General features: G+C 58.9%; 14 protein-coding genes. 10 read left to right on the top strand and 4 right to left on the bottom strand.

Annotated elements, in window-relative coordinates:
* Positions 1 to 47 precede the first annotated feature (47 nt).
* Positions 48 to 1,403 (bottom strand): signal recognition particle protein, encoded by a 1,356-nt coding sequence (gene ffh, locus ACUXV1_RS10315; protein WP_446015352.1) that lies wholly within the window; start codon positions 1,401 to 1,403, stop codon positions 48 to 50.
* A 107-nt stretch (positions 1,404 to 1,510) separates the two neighbouring features.
* Here ffh and ACUXV1_RS10310 point away from each other — a divergent pair, with 107 nt between their 5' ends.
* On the top strand, positions 1,511 to 2,332 hold the full coding sequence (locus ACUXV1_RS10310) for a cytochrome C assembly family protein (protein ID WP_114153191.1): 822 nt from the start codon (positions 1,511 to 1,513) through the stop codon (positions 2,330 to 2,332).
* 34 nt (positions 2,333 to 2,366) lie between these two features.
* Positions 2,367 to 2,747: a ComEA family DNA-binding protein gene (locus tag ACUXV1_RS10305; RefSeq protein ID WP_446015350.1), complete on the top strand. Its 381-nt coding sequence runs from the start codon at positions 2,367 to 2,369 to the stop codon at positions 2,745 to 2,747.
* Positions 2,748 to 2,800: 53 nt separating this feature from the next.
* On the opposite strand, the gene ACUXV1_RS10300 is transcribed toward ACUXV1_RS10305, so the two are convergent.
* Positions 2,801 to 4,246, bottom strand: a complete 1,446-nt coding sequence (locus tag ACUXV1_RS10300) for a cryptochrome/photolyase family protein (RefSeq protein WP_052370543.1) — start codon at positions 4,244 to 4,246, stop codon at positions 2,801 to 2,803.
* 304 nt (positions 4,247 to 4,550) lie between these two features.
* Between ACUXV1_RS10300 and ACUXV1_RS10295 the strand changes: the two genes are divergently transcribed.
* The 7 genes from ACUXV1_RS10295 (at position 4,551) to yacG (ending at position 11,539) form a co-directional block, all read left to right on the top strand.
* Positions 4,551 to 5,684, top strand: coding sequence for a porin (locus ACUXV1_RS10295; protein ID WP_043637934.1), 1,134 nt, complete (start codon positions 4,551 to 4,553; stop codon positions 5,682 to 5,684).
* Between the two features lie 221 nt (positions 5,685 to 5,905).
* Complete coding sequence (pilB, locus tag ACUXV1_RS10290) at positions 5,906 to 7,612, top strand: type IV-A pilus assembly ATPase PilB (protein ID WP_043637931.1); 1,707 nt, start codon at positions 5,906 to 5,908, stop codon at positions 7,610 to 7,612.
* Between the two features lie 213 nt (positions 7,613 to 7,825).
* Positions 7,826 to 9,049, top strand: a complete 1,224-nt coding sequence (locus ACUXV1_RS10285; protein ID WP_203390837.1) for a type II secretion system F family protein — start codon at positions 7,826 to 7,828, stop codon at positions 9,047 to 9,049.
* Positions 9,046 to 9,915, top strand: a complete 870-nt coding sequence (locus ACUXV1_RS10280) for a prepilin peptidase (RefSeq protein WP_043637925.1) — start codon at positions 9,046 to 9,048, stop codon at positions 9,913 to 9,915. The genes ACUXV1_RS10285 and ACUXV1_RS10280 overlap by 4 nt, the downstream gene beginning before the upstream one ends.
* Entirely contained in the window at positions 9,905 to 10,516 is a 612-nt protein-coding gene (coaE, locus tag ACUXV1_RS10275) for a dephospho-CoA kinase (protein ID WP_039754293.1), read from the top strand. Before ACUXV1_RS10280 ends, coaE begins: the two co-directional genes overlap by 11 nt.
* A 38-nt stretch (positions 10,517 to 10,554) precedes the next feature.
* Positions 10,555 to 11,313, top strand: coding sequence for a cell division protein ZapD (gene zapD, locus ACUXV1_RS10270; RefSeq protein ID WP_019100891.1), 759 nt, complete (start codon positions 10,555 to 10,557; stop codon positions 11,311 to 11,313).
* Between the two features lie 37 nt (positions 11,314 to 11,350).
* Positions 11,351 to 11,539, top strand: a complete 189-nt coding sequence (gene yacG, locus ACUXV1_RS10265; RefSeq protein WP_043591348.1) for a DNA gyrase inhibitor YacG — start codon at positions 11,351 to 11,353, stop codon at positions 11,537 to 11,539.
* A 63-nt stretch (positions 11,540 to 11,602) separates the two neighbouring features.
* On the opposite strand, the gene ACUXV1_RS10260 is transcribed toward yacG, so the two are convergent.
* Both ACUXV1_RS10260 and tsaE read right to left on the bottom strand, forming a co-directional pair.
* Positions 11,603 to 12,844, bottom strand: a complete 1,242-nt coding sequence (locus tag ACUXV1_RS10260) for an N-acetylmuramoyl-L-alanine amidase (RefSeq protein ID WP_019100893.1) — start codon at positions 12,842 to 12,844, stop codon at positions 11,603 to 11,605.
* Complete coding sequence (gene tsaE, locus ACUXV1_RS10255) at positions 12,805 to 13,290, bottom strand: tRNA (adenosine(37)-N6)-threonylcarbamoyltransferase complex ATPase subunit type 1 TsaE (protein WP_370551756.1); 486 nt, start codon at positions 13,288 to 13,290, stop codon at positions 12,805 to 12,807. The genes ACUXV1_RS10260 and tsaE overlap by 40 nt, the downstream gene beginning before the upstream one ends.
* Between tsaE and queG the strand changes: the two genes are divergently transcribed.
* On the top strand, positions 13,289 to 14,371 hold the full coding sequence (queG, locus tag ACUXV1_RS10250; protein WP_446015346.1) for a tRNA epoxyqueuosine(34) reductase QueG: 1,083 nt from the start codon (positions 13,289 to 13,291) through the stop codon (positions 14,369 to 14,371). The two genes, tsaE and queG, sit on opposite strands and share 2 nt — an antisense overlap.

Raw genomic sequence — 14,371 nt, 5'->3', positions numbered from 1 at the left:
AAATCCTTTTACATCAAGAAAAACGGGTGCCAGGCACCCGTTTCAGCTTACATGCCGGGCATCATGCCCTTCATGCCGCGAAGCATTTTCATCATGCCTCCCTTGGAGGAGAACTGCTTCATCATTTTCTGCGTCTGCTCGAACTGGTTCAGCAGCTTGTTGACTTCCTGCACCGTCACGCCGGCGCCGGCGGCGATGCGTCGCTTGCGGCTGGCTTTGAGCAGCTCTGGTTTGTGGCGTTCTTGCGGCGTCATCGAGTTGATGATGCCTTCAATGCGGCGCATGGCTTTTTCCGCCTCCGCGCCCTGCACGCCTTTGGCCATCTGGCCCAGTTGCCCCGGCATTTTCTCCAGCAGATTGCTCATGCCGCCCATTTTCTTCATCTGCTGCATCTGGGCCTTGAAGTCCTCAAGGTCGAAACCCTTGCCGGATTTCAACTTCTTGGCCATGGCGGCGGCTTCGTCCTGATCGATGCCTTTTTGCACTTCCTCGATCAGCGACAGCACATCGCCCATGCCCAGAATGCGGCTGGCGATCCGGTCCGGGTGGAAGGGTTCCAGGCCGGACACCTTTTCGCCGACGCCGATGAATTTGATCGGCTTGCCGGTGATGTGGCGGACCGACAGCGCCGCGCCGCCGCGCGAGTCGCCGTCCATCTTGGTGAGGATGACGCCGGTCAGCGGCAGCGCTTCATTGAAAGCCTGAGCGGTGTTGACCGCGTCTTGGCCCTGCATCGCATCGACGACGAACAGGGTTTCCACCGGATTCAGCGCCGTGTGCAGCGCCTTGATCTCGGCCATCATCGCCTCGTCGATGGCCAAGCGGCCGGCGGTGTCGACCATCAGGACATCGAAGAAATGGCGCTTGGCGTGATCCACCGCGGCGCGGGCGATGTCGACGGGATTCTGGTCGCCGGAAGAGGGGAACCATTCGACTTCGACCTGCTGGGCCAGCAGTTTCAACTGTTCGATCGCGGCGGGACGGTAGACGTCGGCGGAGACGACCAGCACTTTTTTCTTCTGGGTCTCTTTGAGCAGCTTGGCGAGTTTGCCCACCGTGGTGGTTTTACCGGCGCCCTGCAGGCCGGCCATCAGTACGATGGCGGGGGGCACGGCCGCCAGATTGAGGGCGTCGTTCTTCTCGCCCATCAGTTTGGTCAATTCTTCATTGACCACGCCCACCAGGGCCTGGCCCGGAGTCAGGCTGCCGGCCACGTCCTGGCCCAGGGCGCGTTCCTTGACCTGGGCGATAAAGGTTTTGACCACGGGCAGGGCGACGTCGGCCTCCAGCAGGGCCATGCGCACTTCGCGCATCGCGTCCTGGATATTGGCCTCGGTCAAGCGCGCATTGCCGCGCAGATTTTTCATCACGCCGGACAGGCGGCTGGTCAGGTTGTCTAGCATGGTGCGTCCTTACTTCTGCCAACGGCTTGCCGGTTGGTGTAGACTCTCAAACTACTGATTTTACCACGAGCGGCCGGGCTGCACCCGGTTTTGATAAAACACCCGCCATGACCAGCTTCCTGCTCATACTTTCTATTGCGCTGATCCTCTCTTACGGGGTCTTCACCTGGCATTACTTCGCCAACTGGCGCGGCTTGGCTTGCTGGCCGCGCAAGCCGCGGCTGGAACACAGCCTATTGGGCGTGCTGCTGCTGCTGCAGGCGATTGCCGTGCTGTTGCCGCTGACTCAGGGACCTTTGCTGTCTCTTGGCGTGGGCCGCGCGCTGTCGGTCATGGTGTGGATCATGCTGCTGATTTACTGGACCTGCAGTTTTTTCTATCGCGTGGAAGGTTTGCAGCTGTTCATGATGCCGCTGGCGATGGCAGCGCTGGGCTTCGCCTTGCTGTTTCCCGGCCAACACGTGGTTCAGGATCTGAGCAATCCGGCTTTTGTGCTGCATATTCTGGTGTCCTTGTTCGCCTATAGCCTGTTCGCCATCGGCGCCCTGATCGCCATTTTGATGCTGTTTTTGGAAAAGGCCCTGCACGATAAACGGGCGTCTCCGCTGCTTAGGCAATTGCCGCCTTTGCTTTCCCTTGAAAAAATGATGTTCCAAGTGATTGGCGTGGGCTTTTTGTTGTTGACGGTTTCTTTGTTGACCGGGGTGGTGTTTTCCGAGGAAGTGCTGGGGCACGCCGCGGCGCTGACGCACAAGACCGTTTTCGCCGTGTTGTCCTGGCTGCTGTTTGGCGGCTTGTTGATCGGCCGTAAGTTGCAAGGCTGGCGTGGTCGGGTGGCGATTCGTTGGACTTTGGCCGGTTTCCTGTCCTTGGCGCTGGCTTACATTGGCAGCAAGGTCGTCATAGAATTGATCCTGCAACGCGGTTGAGGTTGCTCAGTCCTGTCTCACAAGGAGATCAATGATGAAAAAATTGTTAGCCCTGTTTGCCGCCCTGATGCTGATTTGCGGCACCGCTTTTGCCGCCGTCAATATCAACACCGCTAACCAGCAGGAGTTGGAGGCGTTGAACGGCATCGGCCCGGTCAAGGCCAAGGCCATTGTGGAATACCGCGCCAAACACGGAGCGTTCAAGAGTGTCGACGACCTGAAGAATGTCAGTGGGATCGGCGACAAGACCTTGGAAAAACTGCGCAGCGAGATCGCGGTCAGCGGAGCGTCCAGCGCTGCTCCGAAAGCGGCGGCCAAGCCCGGTACCGCCGCCAAACCGGCTGCAGCGGCTGCCAAGCCGGTGACCGGCGCCAAGAAAGAAGCTTCTAAGCCGGCGGCCAAGAAAAAGTCCTGATGCTTGTCTGGCAACGGTTTGCAGGAAACAACGCCCGCTGATGCGGGCGTTTTTCATTGCTTGCCGAAGAGTGCCAACGCCAGCTGCCGCTGCTCGGCGTGGTCGACGATGGGAAGCGGATAGTCTCGGCCCAGTTTGAAGCCTTCCGGCAGCGCCTTGGCTTGCCAGGGGGCGTGAATCGCCTGATCGTTTAGCGCCGCCAGCTCCGGTACGTATCGGCGGATGAAGCGCCCATCCGGGTCGAATTTCTGCGATTGAGTGACCGGGTTGAAGATGCGGAAATAGGGCTGTGCGTCACAGCCGGTGGAAGCGGCCCATTGCCAGCCGCCGTTGTTCGACGCCAGATCGAAATCCAGCAGTTTCTCCGCGAAATAGCGTTCTCCCAGGCGCCAGTCAATCAGCAGATCCTTGACCAGAAAGCTGGCGGCGATCATGCGCAGCCGGTTGTGCATATAGCCGGTTTGGTTCAGTTGTCGCATGGCCGCATCAATCAGCGGATAACCGCTTAGTCCTTTCTGCCAGCTTTCCAACCAGTCCAAGCGATTGGGAAAGGGCAGGTCGCGGTATTGCGGCTTGAAGCTGTGAGTGGCCGCATCCGGGAAGTGCCACAGCAGTTGCTGATAAAACTCCCGCCAGATCAACTCCTTCAGCCAGCACATTGCGCCTTCGCCGCCGTCGAAGTTGGCGAATTGCACCAATTGGCGAATCGAGATGGTGCCGAAACGCAAGTGGGTGGAGAGGTAGGACACGCCCTTTACGCCTGGATAGTCTCTCTGTTGATGGTAGCGTTGGATGCGTTGCTGGCAAAAATCGGCAAACAGTTCTTTTGCACCGGATGCGCCCGCTGCCAGCAAGCAAGGCTCGGTCTGGGCAAATCCTAGTTCTTCAAGGCTGGGCATGGCCGGCGTACCCGCTGGGGAGCGTAGTCGGCCGGTCAGCGACGGCACCGTCAGCGCTTGGCTGTGCTGTGGGCTCAGCTTCTTGAGCCAGGCATTGCAATACGGGGTAAACACGGTGAATGGCTTTCCGCTGGCCGTGAGCAACTCGTCCCGGGCGAAAATGACCTGGTCCTTGTAGGCGTGAAAGGTCTTGCCCATCGTCGCCAAGGTTTGGGCAACCATGGTGTCTCGCCGGCGCGCATAAGGCTCGTAATCCTCGTTCGCGTAAACGGCATCGGCACCTAGCTGCGCTGCCAGCCTGGGGATAATGTCCTCGGCGGGTCCCGTTTCGCACCACAGATCGCCGCCCGCCGCGCGCAGGGTATCCTGAATCTCCCGCAAGGACTGCCAGATGAAGCCGAGGCGTCGATCGGTGGGGGGGAGTGTGTTGAGAATATTGCTATCGAAAACAAAGACGCATTGAACCGGCTGCCCCGAGGCAAGCGCTTGCCGCAACGCGTGGTTGTCTTCCAGGCGCAAATCGCGTCTGAGCCAGTAAAGCACGGCGTTGCTGGCAGGGGGATTTTTTTCGGTTTGATTGTCTGACAATGTGTGGTCCATTTGTATGCCTGATAGTTTGTTGCTTTTTTGCACCAAGTTACCGCTTGTGTTGCATAATTGCATCTGAATGGTTGCGGTGTTTAGGGGGTAGGTTCATGTAAAACAATGCCTTGTGATGATGGTGTTGTTTTTTTGAGTGATTTTTTGTCGAAAGTACATGCTGTTTTTGTTTTTTCGCAACGTCGGTCTTATATTGAGGCTAGCGATCACCGAAGCATATCGGTGGCACATAAATGTCCGGGTTCTCTGGCTTTAGAACAGCGAAATCAACAGGACAACATCAACTGACTTGAAAGGAACTGCAATGAACAAGACGCATATCGCTCTTGCAATCGCCGCCCTGATGCCGGCCGCCGCCGCGATGGCCGACGTCACCATCTACGGTGAAATCCGTGGTGGTTACGAGTACAACAAGACCTACAGCTCCACAATCAGCTTGGATGGCAACAACAAGCTGCAAGGCGGCTCTGAGATCAACGACTGGACTTCCCGCATTGGTTTCAAGGGCAACGAGGACTTGGGCAACGGTTTGAAAGCCATCTGGCAGGTCGAGAACCGCGTGCATATCGATGGAGCCTCCAATAGCGGCGATACTTTCGCGACGCGCGACAGTTTCATCGGCTTGGCCGGCGACAGCTGGGGTAAGGTTCGCTTGGGCCGCCTCTCCAACTACGCCAACGATATGATGGAGCAAGTTGACCCTGGCTACTACAGCAACCAGAGCGTTGGCGGTTTGGGTTACTTCACCCGCTTGGATGATCGTGTTAATAACGCAGTGCGTTATGATAGCCCGAACTGGAATGGCTTCAGCTTTGCCTTGCTGTATGGCACCGATGAAAGTCGCAAGGTTGTTAACGGCTCCACTACCAATAACCAGACTTGGAACCTGGGTCTGAGTTATGAAAACTCCGGTTTCTTTGGTAAGTACAACTACCAGAACTGGAACGACGCTGACAAAGTTGGCGGCAACAAAGACTGGCATCGTCTTGAAGCGGGTTATATGGCCAACAACCTCTACGTAGCTTTGGGCTATCAGCAAATTCAGGGTTATGGCTTCGGCAGTTTCTACAATGGTAAAGTCGGCACGGCAGTAAGTGATATCGTTGCTGCGAATTTGGTCGCGAATAATCCTGGCCTGACTTTGGCTCAGGCTAACGCGGCAATCAACTCGCTGAAGTTGAAAACCAAAGAAGCGGCTCTGACCCTCGGTTACACCTTTGGAGCCTTTACCCCGTACTTCTCTTATGTCAAAGGTTACGATGCCAGCTTGAACGGCAATACCATCGACAAGTCCGGCTACGATCAGTTTGTTTTGGCTCTGGACTATGCTTTGTCCAAGCGTACCGAGGTTTACACCTCCTACGGTCACGTGAAGTGGAAAGACGGTACTCTGGACAAGGAAAACTCCTTTGGCCTGGGCCTGATACACCGCTTCTAAGCATATTTGAACTTGAGCTTGAAAGGACTGCTTCGGCAGTCCTTTTTGTTTTGGCGTGGATGCTTGGCGTAATCCGGCCACGCCGGGATTTAAGTCAAAGTAGCCCCCGCATTTTGCATATAATGTTGTAACGGTAGTGCGGTGGTCTTCAAGGTGGCGAGCTCTGACTCAGGAGCGCCGCGCGGTGTTGTCTAATCTGTTCACTGGTGAGTTGCAAGCGTATGGAAGCTTCGGCTGGCATTTCCGGCTTGGGTCGGGCCTTGGTGCAAAACAATATGCTGTTGCAGCAGGATGCGGACGCAATCCTGCGCCAGTCTCAGGCATCGCACATCAGCTTTGTCGAGCAGCTGATTCAGAGCAAGAAGATGACGGCGCAGGATGTGGCGATGTTCGCGTCCAAGACCTTTGGTTACCCTTTGCTGGATATGTCGGCCATTGATCTTGATCAGTTGCCCAAGGGTGTGGTTGATGACGAGCTGATCGCCAGCCGGCGCTTGCTGCCCCTGCTCAAGCGTGGCAACAAGCTGTATGTAGGCACTTCCGACCCCACCCAGACCTCCGCCTATCACGCCATCACCTTCAAGACTGGGATGACGGTGGAAATCGTGGTGGTGGAGGACGATAAGCTGGGCAAGATGCTCGGCAAGTACAGCGAGGATGCCACCGCCGCGATCAAGGCCCTGGAGAACGAGGATTTTGGCGATCTTGAATTCGCCGATCCGGATGCGCCGACCGATGCCGGCCCACAGCCGGATGTCGATGATGCGCCTGTGGTCAAGTTCATCCATAAGGTGTTGTTGGATGCGATCAATGGCGGCGCGTCCGATATTCATTTCGAGCCCTATGAGAAGTTCTATCGCATCCGCTACCGGGTAGACGGGGTGTTGAAGGAGATTTCGCAGCCGCCCCTGGTATTGAAGGAAAAGATCGCCTCCCGGATCAAGGTGATTTCCAAGCTGGATATTTCGGAGAAGCGAGTGCCGCAGGATGGCCGGATGAAGCTGGTCATCTCCAAGGCGCGGGCAATCGACTTCCGGGTCAGCACCTTGCCCACCTTGTACGGCGAGAAGATCGTCATGCGTATTCTGGACTCGTCGGCGGCGAATCTGGATATTGAGCAGTTGGGTTTTGAGCCGGAGCAGAAGCGCCTACTGCTGGACGCGATTGCGCGGCCCTACGGCATGGTGCTGGTCACCGGACCTACCGGTAGCGGTAAAACGGTGTCCTTGTACACCTGCCTTAATCTGTTGAACAAGCCGGATATCAATATCGCCACCGCCGAAGACCCAGTGGAAATCAACTTGCCGGGCATCAATCAGGTCAACGTCAACGAGCGTGCCGGGCTGACCTTCGCTTCGGCCTTGAAGGCCTTCCTGCGTCAGGATCCCGACGTGATCATGGTGGGTGAGATCCGGGATTTCGAAACGGCGGACATCGCGATCAAGGCAGCTCAGACCGGCCATATGGTGTTTTCCACTCTACACACCAATAACGCGCCGGCGACTTTGACCCGGATGCTGAATATGGGGGTGGCGCCGTTCAACATCGCCAGCTCGGTGTTGCTGATCATGGCGCAGCGTTTGGCGCGCCGTTTGTGCGCGCATTGCAAGAAACCGGCGGAGATTCCGGAGGAGGCATTGCTGCGGGCGGGATTCAAGCAAGAGGAGTTGGATGGAAGCTGGAAGCCCTATGCGCCGGTGGGGTGCGAGGAGTGTCGCAACACCGGCTACCGTGGCCGTACCGGTATTTACGAAGTGATGCCGATTACCGATGCGATGACGCGTTTGATCATGCAAAACGGTACCGCCATCGATATCGCCGACCTGGCGCGCAAGGAGGGCATGGTGGACTTGCGCCATGCCGGTTTGCTGAAGGTGAAGGCGGGGTTGACGTCGTTGACGGAGATTGAAGCGGTGACTAACGAGTAAGAACCTGTTCACGACCTGCGCGCGTCGGCGATGCGGTGTTGAAAATCGCTTCGAAATGCTCATGTAGCACTTGTACACTCCGCTTTCTCAGCCCTTTTCGCCTTGTGTCGCTCTTGCTTGCGAGACTTTGAACAGGGTCTAAGAGCGGTTTTGCGCCTCCGGCGGCCGCCGGAACGCTGACTTAACGGCTTGGAATAAGAAAGAGGCCATGGAATGGCAGTCACGGTAGCAAAAAAAGCGACGCCGGGCTTTGTCTGGGAATGGGAAGGCAAGGACAAGGCGGGTAAGGCGATACGCGGGGAGCTGCGAGCGGAGTCCGAGGCGGTGGCCAAGACTCAACTGCGGCGTCAGGGCATCAATGTCGTCAAGATCAAGCGTCGGCGCGGAGGCTTCGGCAAACGCATCACCGAGCGGGACATCACCTTGTTCACCCGGCAACTGGCGACCATGATGCGCGCCGGGGTGCCCTTGTTGCAGGCTTTCGATATCGCGGCCAAGGGTCACAGCAATCCAGCCGTGACCAAGATGCTGCTGGAGGTGCGCGCCGACGTTGAAACCGGCTTGTCGCTGGCGGAGTCCTTCCGCAAACGTCCCTTGTACTTTGACAAGCTGTTCTGCAATATCATCGCCGCGGGCGAAACCGGCGGCGTGCTGGACTCCTTGCTGGACAAATTGGCCACTTACAAGGAAAAAGTGATGGCGATCAAGGGCAAGATCAAGTCGGCCCTGATCTACCCGTCTGCCATTGTCGGCACTGCCTTCATCATTACCGCCGTAATCATGATTTACGTGATTCCGGCATTCAAGGATTTGTTCTCTAGTTTCGGCGCCAATTTGCCGGCGCCGACGCTGTTCGTGATCTGGTTGTCGGATGGCTTTGTCCATTACTGGTGGCTGATCTTCGGGGTGATTTTCGGTAGCCTGTTCGGCTTTCTCTACGCCTTCAAGCGAACGCCCAAGTTGCAAGAGCAGATGGATCGCATCCTGCTGCGCCTGCCGGTGATCGGCGATATCATCCGCAAGGCCACTATCGCGCGTTGGGCGCGCACCTTGTCCACCTTGTTCGCAGCCGGGGTGCCCTTGGTGGAAGCGCTGGATTCGGTGGGCGGCGCCTCCGGCAACCAGGTGTACGCGGATGCCACCAAGCGGATTCAGAATGATGTCAGCACCGGTTCCAGCCTCAACTATTCGATGCAGCGGACCGACTTGTTCCCTAATATGGTGCTGCAGATGACCTCGATTGGGGAGGAGTCCGGTTCGCTGGACCAGATGTTGGACAAGGTGGCGGATTTTTACGAAGAAGAAGTCGACAATGCGGTTGCCGCGCTGTCCAGTTTGCTGGAGCCGGCCATCATGGTGATTCTGGGGGTCTTGATCGGCGGTTTGATCATTGCGATGTATATGCCGATTTTCAAAATGGGTCAGGTGGTTGGATGATTGAGGAGTGGCGCTGGATCGCCGGCTCGTACCCGCTGGCTTTCGCCGGCGCGGCGCTGGCGCTGGGTTTGTTGGTTGGCAGTTTTTTGAATGTGATCATTCATCGCTTGCCCAAGATGCTGGAGGCCGAGTGGCGGCGCAATTGCGTTGATTGTCTGCAGTTGGAAGAGGGCGAGACGTCCGAGCCCTACAACTTAATGCGGCCTGCCTCGCACTGCCCGCAATGCCGGGCCGCGGTGCGTCCGTGGCAGAATATCCCGGTGTTGAGCTTTGTGTTGCTGCGCGGACGCTGCGGCAGTTGCCGAGCCAAGATCCCTTGGCGCTATCCGGTCGTGGAGCTGTCGACCGGGCTGTTGTTCGCTTTCCTGGCCTGGCGTTTCGGCTGGTCGGAACAGCTGCCGGCCTATATGGGTTTGACCGCGGTGCTGCTGGCCCTGACTTTTATCGACGCGGATACGCAGCTGCTGCCGGACAACCTGACTTTGCCCTTGCTGTGGGGGGGCTTGTTATTCAATTTGCTGACCGGCACCGTGCCGCTGGTGGACGCGGTGATCGGCGCGATGGCGGGTTATCTGTGCCTGTGGTTGCTGTTTCACGGCTTCAAGCTGGCCACCGGCAAGGAGGGCATGGGCTATGGCGACTTCAAGCTGCTGGCCGCTTTGGGCGCGTGGTTGGGGTGGACTTTGCTGCCCTTGGTGATTTTGCTGTCTTCGCTGGTGGGGGCAGTGGTGGGCGTGATCTTGATTTTGCTGTCCAAGCACGGACGCGGTCAGCCGCTGCCGTTTGGCCCTTATCTTGCGGCCGCCGGCTGGATCGCTTTGATCTGGGGGCAGGACATTGTGAATTGGTATTTGCATGCCTATTAAAGTCGTGGGTTTGACCGGCGGCATTGGTTCCGGCAAAAGCGCGGCGGCTGATCGTTTCGCTGAATTGGGCGTGCCGGTGATTGATACCGACGCCATCGCGCATGAGTTGACCGGCCCGTGCGGCGCGGCGATGCCGGCCTTGGAGGCGGAGTTCGGCGCGGAGGCGGTGCGAGCGGATGGTGGTTTGGATCGGGGCTGGATGCGCGAGCGGGTGTTCGCCGACTCAAGCAGCCGGCAGCGGCTTGAGAGCGTGTTGCATCCGCTGATCCGACGGCAGAGCGAAGCCGGGGTGGCCGCTGCGCGCGGGCCGTATTGCGTGCTGGTGGTGCCCTTATTGTTCGAAACCGGGCATTATCTGCCGATGCTGTCGCGTACCTTGCTGGTGGACTGCGACGAGTCGGTGCAACTAGAGCGGGTGATGCGGCGCAACGGCATGGACGAAAAAGCCGTGCGCGCGATCATGGCGGCGCAATGTTCGCGAGCGCAGCGACGTGAACGCGCCGACGATATAATTTGTAATAATGACAGCTTGGCTGCATTGAGGCTTCAAGTCGACGCCAAACACGATTATTATCTTGCCAGCCTAGCCGATAGATCATAACCGGGCTCTCGCGAGCCAAGCAGAAGGGCCGATGCGCCGTGATCAGTTTTGAGTTTCCCGTCACCGAGCGAACCCGCATCCTGCTCCGCCTGGAGCATCTCTACGCACGTCTTGGGTATTTCATCGGCAAGGACCATCCGTATGATCATCATGCGGCCCTGCTGGTGTTGTTCGAGCTGATGGAAACCGCCTCGCGCGCGGATTTGAAGGCAGATCTGCTGCAGGAGCTGGAGCGGCAGAAGCAGATGCTGGAAGCGCTGCGCGAGAATCCGCAGGTGGCGGAGGAGACCCTGGAGGGCGTGCTGGAGGACATTGAGCACGCGTCCAGCCGTTTGCTGGCGCTGACCGGCAAGTTCGGTCAACACTTGCGTGAAAACGAGTGGCTGATGGCGATTAAGCAGCGCGCTGGCATTCCCGGCGGCACCTGCCAGTTTGATTTGCCGTCCTATCACCAGTGGCAGCAGAAGTCGGCTGAAGTGCGGCGCCAGGATATCAAGCGCTGGGCGTCGCCATTGATGCCCACCGCCGAGGCGGCTGGCATTCTGTTGACCCTGTTGCGCGATAGCGGCAAGACCCATCATTACGTGGCGCGCCGAGGCGTGTTCCAGCAGATGTCCGGCGGCAAGGTGGTGCAGCTGATCCGCGTGGCCTACGACGGCGGCCTGGAACTGCTGCCCGAGCTGTCCGCCAATAAATATGCGCTCAATATCCGCTTTGTCAGCGCGGTGACCGGGGAGTCCCGGCCGCGGCAGACCGAGCAGGATGTCGAGTTTCACCTGACCAATTGCAAGTTCTGACCGGCGTGCGCTGGTCTTTGCCCCGTTTTGAGAAGCCATGTCTGATTCTGTTCGCGTTGTCGCCTGTCCCACTTGTCGCGCTCCGGTGCGCTGGGAGCCGCAAAGCCAGTTCCGTCCGTTTTGCAGCAAGCGCTGCCGTTTGATTGATTTGGGCGAGTGGGCGTCGGAAAGCTACCGGGTGCCTGCGCAGGAAGAGTCGCCGAGCGAGGCGAGCCGCGGCGAGTGAGCGCCCGGCCTCAATGAAAAACAGGTCCCATCAGGGACCTGTTTCGTTTGGGGTGGGAGCGGCTCAGGCTCGGGCGGCCAGCGCCGCGCCTTGCGAAAAATAACCCTTCATGCCGGTGAAGATGGCATTGGCCATTTGCTGCTGGAAGTCGCTACTGAGCAGGCGCTGTTCTTCTTCCGGGTTGGAGATGAAGGCGGTCTCCACCAGGATGGACGGGATGTCCGGCGCTTTCAGCACCGCGAAGCCGGCTTGCTCCACCGCGCTCTTGTGCAGCTTGTTGAGGCCGCCCAGATGCCCCAGCACAGTCTTGCCCAGTTTCAGGCTGTCGTTGATGGTGGCGGTCTGGGTCAGGTCCAGCAGGGTGTGCGCCAGGTATTTGTCCTTGCTGCCAATCTTGACGCCGCCGATCAGGTCGGCGTCGTTCTGGCTTTGCGCCAGTGCCTTGGCGAAGGCGCTGGTAGCGCCTTTTTCCGACAGCGCGAACACCGAGGATCCGCGCGCGGCACGGTTGGGCGCGGCATCTGCGTGGATGGACACAAAGAGGTCGGCGTTCAGCTTGCGGGCCTTGGCCACGCGCACGCCCAGCGGGATGAACACGTCTTCCTCGCGGGTCATATAGGCCTTCATATTGCTTTCCGCGTCGACCAGCCGTTTCAACTGTTTGCCGATGCGCAGCACCACGTCTTTCTCGCGAGTGCCGTTCAGGCCGACGGCGCCGGGGTCTTCGCCGCCGTGGCCCGGGTCCAGCATCACGATGATGGGGCGGTTGCTGTCTTTTTTCTTGGGCTTGATCTGCGGCGCAGGCTGTTCCAGCTTGCCCTTGTTGTAGTCCTGCAGCAGGGCGAGCAGGGGATCGTCTTGCTGGCCGCCGGCCGGGTAAAGATCCACCACCAGCCGGTGTTTGTATTCGGCCACCGGCGCCAGGGTGAAGGCTTGCGGCTTGACGTCGGCTTTCAACTCCAGCACCAGGCGCACGGTTTCCGGGTCGAACTGGCCGGCGCGGGCGGTCTTGATATAGGGATCGGCGGCGGAAATCTGGCCGCCGATGTCTTTCAGCACGCTGTTGAGCTGCACGCCTTGCAGGTCAATCACCAAGCGGTTGGGGTTGGGGATGGTGAACTGCTTGTACTGAATGGCCTCGCTGGCTTCCAGTGTGATGCGGGTATAGGTCGACGCAGGCCATATGCGCAAGGCGACAACCTGGCTGCCGGAGGCGAAGCCGACGCGGCTCACCGACAGCATGAAGGTGGCGGCCGCGGCGCCGATCAAGCGGCGGCGGATGGGGTCGAAAGTCGAATCAGGCATGACTGTCCGGTTTCTGAGTGGGCAAGTAAACGATAATTGCGACCATTTCCGGCCACGGCTAGTTCCAACACGATGTCGGCGCGCGGCAGCAGGTCCGCGGCCTTGTCCGGCCATTCGACCAGACACAGGCTGTCCGGACCGAAGTATTCGCGGAAGCCGGCATCCTCCCATTCCTCGGGATCGGCGAAACGGTACAGGTCGAAATGGTGCACGCTATAGTGAGGAAAAGAATAGCTCTCCACCAGAGTATAGGTGGGGCTTTTGACCTTGCCGGCATGGCCGAGCGCGGTCAGCAGGCCGCGCGTGAACGTGGTCTTGCCTGCGCCCAGGTCGCCTAATAGATAGACGACGAGGCCGGCTTGCGCCGCTTCGGCGAAGGCTTTGCCCAGCGCCAGAGTGGCGGTTTCATCTTCCAGGTAGCCGCAGCGAACGCTGGTATCATCCATGGCCATGACCGAAAACTCTTTACAAAAAACGGATTATCCCGAATTGGCGCGCCAAATCAAAGCCTGGGCGCGCGAATTGGGTTTCGCCGACGCCAGAATCGGTCGCGCCGGCCTGCCGCCGGAGGCGGAACAGAAGTTGAACGCCTGGCTGGCCGCCGGTTATCACGGCGAGATGGACTATATGGCCCGCCACGGCTCCTTGCGGGTCAAGCCGGCTGATCTGGTGCCCGGCACCCTGTCCGTTATTTCTCTGCGCATGCATTACTGGCCGCAGGCCCGCGCTTCGGCCGAAGTGCTGGCCGACGGCGGCAAAGCCTATTTATCGCGTTACGCGCTGGGACGCGATTATCACAAGGTCTTGCGCAACCGGCTGCAGACGCTGGCGGAGCGGATCAAGCGGGAAATCGGCGATTTCGGTTACCGGGTGTTCACCGATAGCGCTCCTGTGTCGGAGGTGGCGCTGGCGGCCCAGGCCGGCTTGGGCTGGCGAGGCAAACATACTCTGCTGCTGACCAAGAACGAGGGCTCCTTGTTTTTCCTGGGGGAGGTCTTCACCGATCTGCCCTTGCCGGAGGACAAGGCGGAGGACGGTCATTGCGGCCGCTGCACCCGCTGCATCGATGTCTGTCCCACGGCGGCCATCGTCGCGCCCTATACCGTGGACGCGCGGCGCTGCATTTCCTACCTGACGATAGAATTGAAGCGGGCGATTCCGGAGGAGATGCGGCCCTTGATCGGCAACCGTGTTTACGGTTGCGACGATTGTCAGTTGTTCTGTCCGTGGAACCGCTTCGCGGTCGATAGCCGTGAGACGGATTTTGCGGTGCGTCATGGTCTAGACGACGTGAGCTTGCTAGAGTTGTTCGCTTGGAGCGAGGCCGAGTTCAAGGAAAAGATGGCTGGCAGCCCGATTTACCGCATCGGCTACCTTAAGTGGCTGTCTAACTTGGCGGTGGGCCTGGGCAACGCGCCCACCACGCCGGAAGTGGTGGCGGGGCTGCGGGCGCGTTTGGATTTTTCCGACGAAATGGTGGCCGAGCCGGTGCGCTGGGCGCTGGGCCGGCACGGCGTCATCGTCTGA

This window comes from Chromobacterium sp. W521 (assembly GCF_052805975.1).
Note: the sequence above shows the minus strand (reverse complement) of the source record. Positions and strands in the feature narration are given on the sequence as shown.

Bases quoted from the DNA above. Each gene is read 5' to 3' on its own strand.
- ffh (WP_446015352.1), bottom strand. From the start codon at position 1,403: ATGCTAGACAACCTGACCAGCCGCCTGTCCGGCGTGATGAAAAATCTG.
- ACUXV1_RS10310 (WP_114153191.1), top strand. From the start codon at position 1,511: ATGACCAGCTTCCTGCTCATACTTTCTATTGCGCTGATCCTCTCTTAC.
- ACUXV1_RS10305 (WP_446015350.1), top strand. From the start codon at position 2,367: ATGAAAAAATTGTTAGCCCTGTTTGCCGCCCTGATGCTGATTTGCGGC.
- ACUXV1_RS10300 (WP_052370543.1), bottom strand. From the start codon at position 4,246: ATGGACCACACATTGTCAGACAATCAAACCGAAAAAAATCCCCCTGCC.
- ACUXV1_RS10295 (WP_043637934.1), top strand. From the start codon at position 4,551: ATGAACAAGACGCATATCGCTCTTGCAATCGCCGCCCTGATGCCGGCC.
- pilB (WP_043637931.1), top strand. From the start codon at position 5,906: ATGGAAGCTTCGGCTGGCATTTCCGGCTTGGGTCGGGCCTTGGTGCAA.
- ACUXV1_RS10285 (WP_203390837.1), top strand. From the start codon at position 7,826: ATGGCAGTCACGGTAGCAAAAAAAGCGACGCCGGGCTTTGTCTGGGAA.
- ACUXV1_RS10280 (WP_043637925.1), top strand. From the start codon at position 9,046: ATGATTGAGGAGTGGCGCTGGATCGCCGGCTCGTACCCGCTGGCTTTC.
- coaE (WP_039754293.1), top strand. From the start codon at position 9,905: ATGCCTATTAAAGTCGTGGGTTTGACCGGCGGCATTGGTTCCGGCAAA.
- yacG (WP_043591348.1), top strand. From the start codon at position 11,351: ATGTCTGATTCTGTTCGCGTTGTCGCCTGTCCCACTTGTCGCGCTCCG.
- ACUXV1_RS10260 (WP_019100893.1), bottom strand. From the start codon at position 12,844: ATGCCTGATTCGACTTTCGACCCCATCCGCCGCCGCTTGATCGGCGCC.
- queG (WP_446015346.1), top strand. From the start codon at position 13,289: ATGGCCATGACCGAAAACTCTTTACAAAAAACGGATTATCCCGAATTG.
- tsaE (WP_370551756.1), bottom strand. From the start codon at position 13,290: ATGGATGATACCAGCGTTCGCTGCGGCTACCTGGAAGATGAAACCGCC.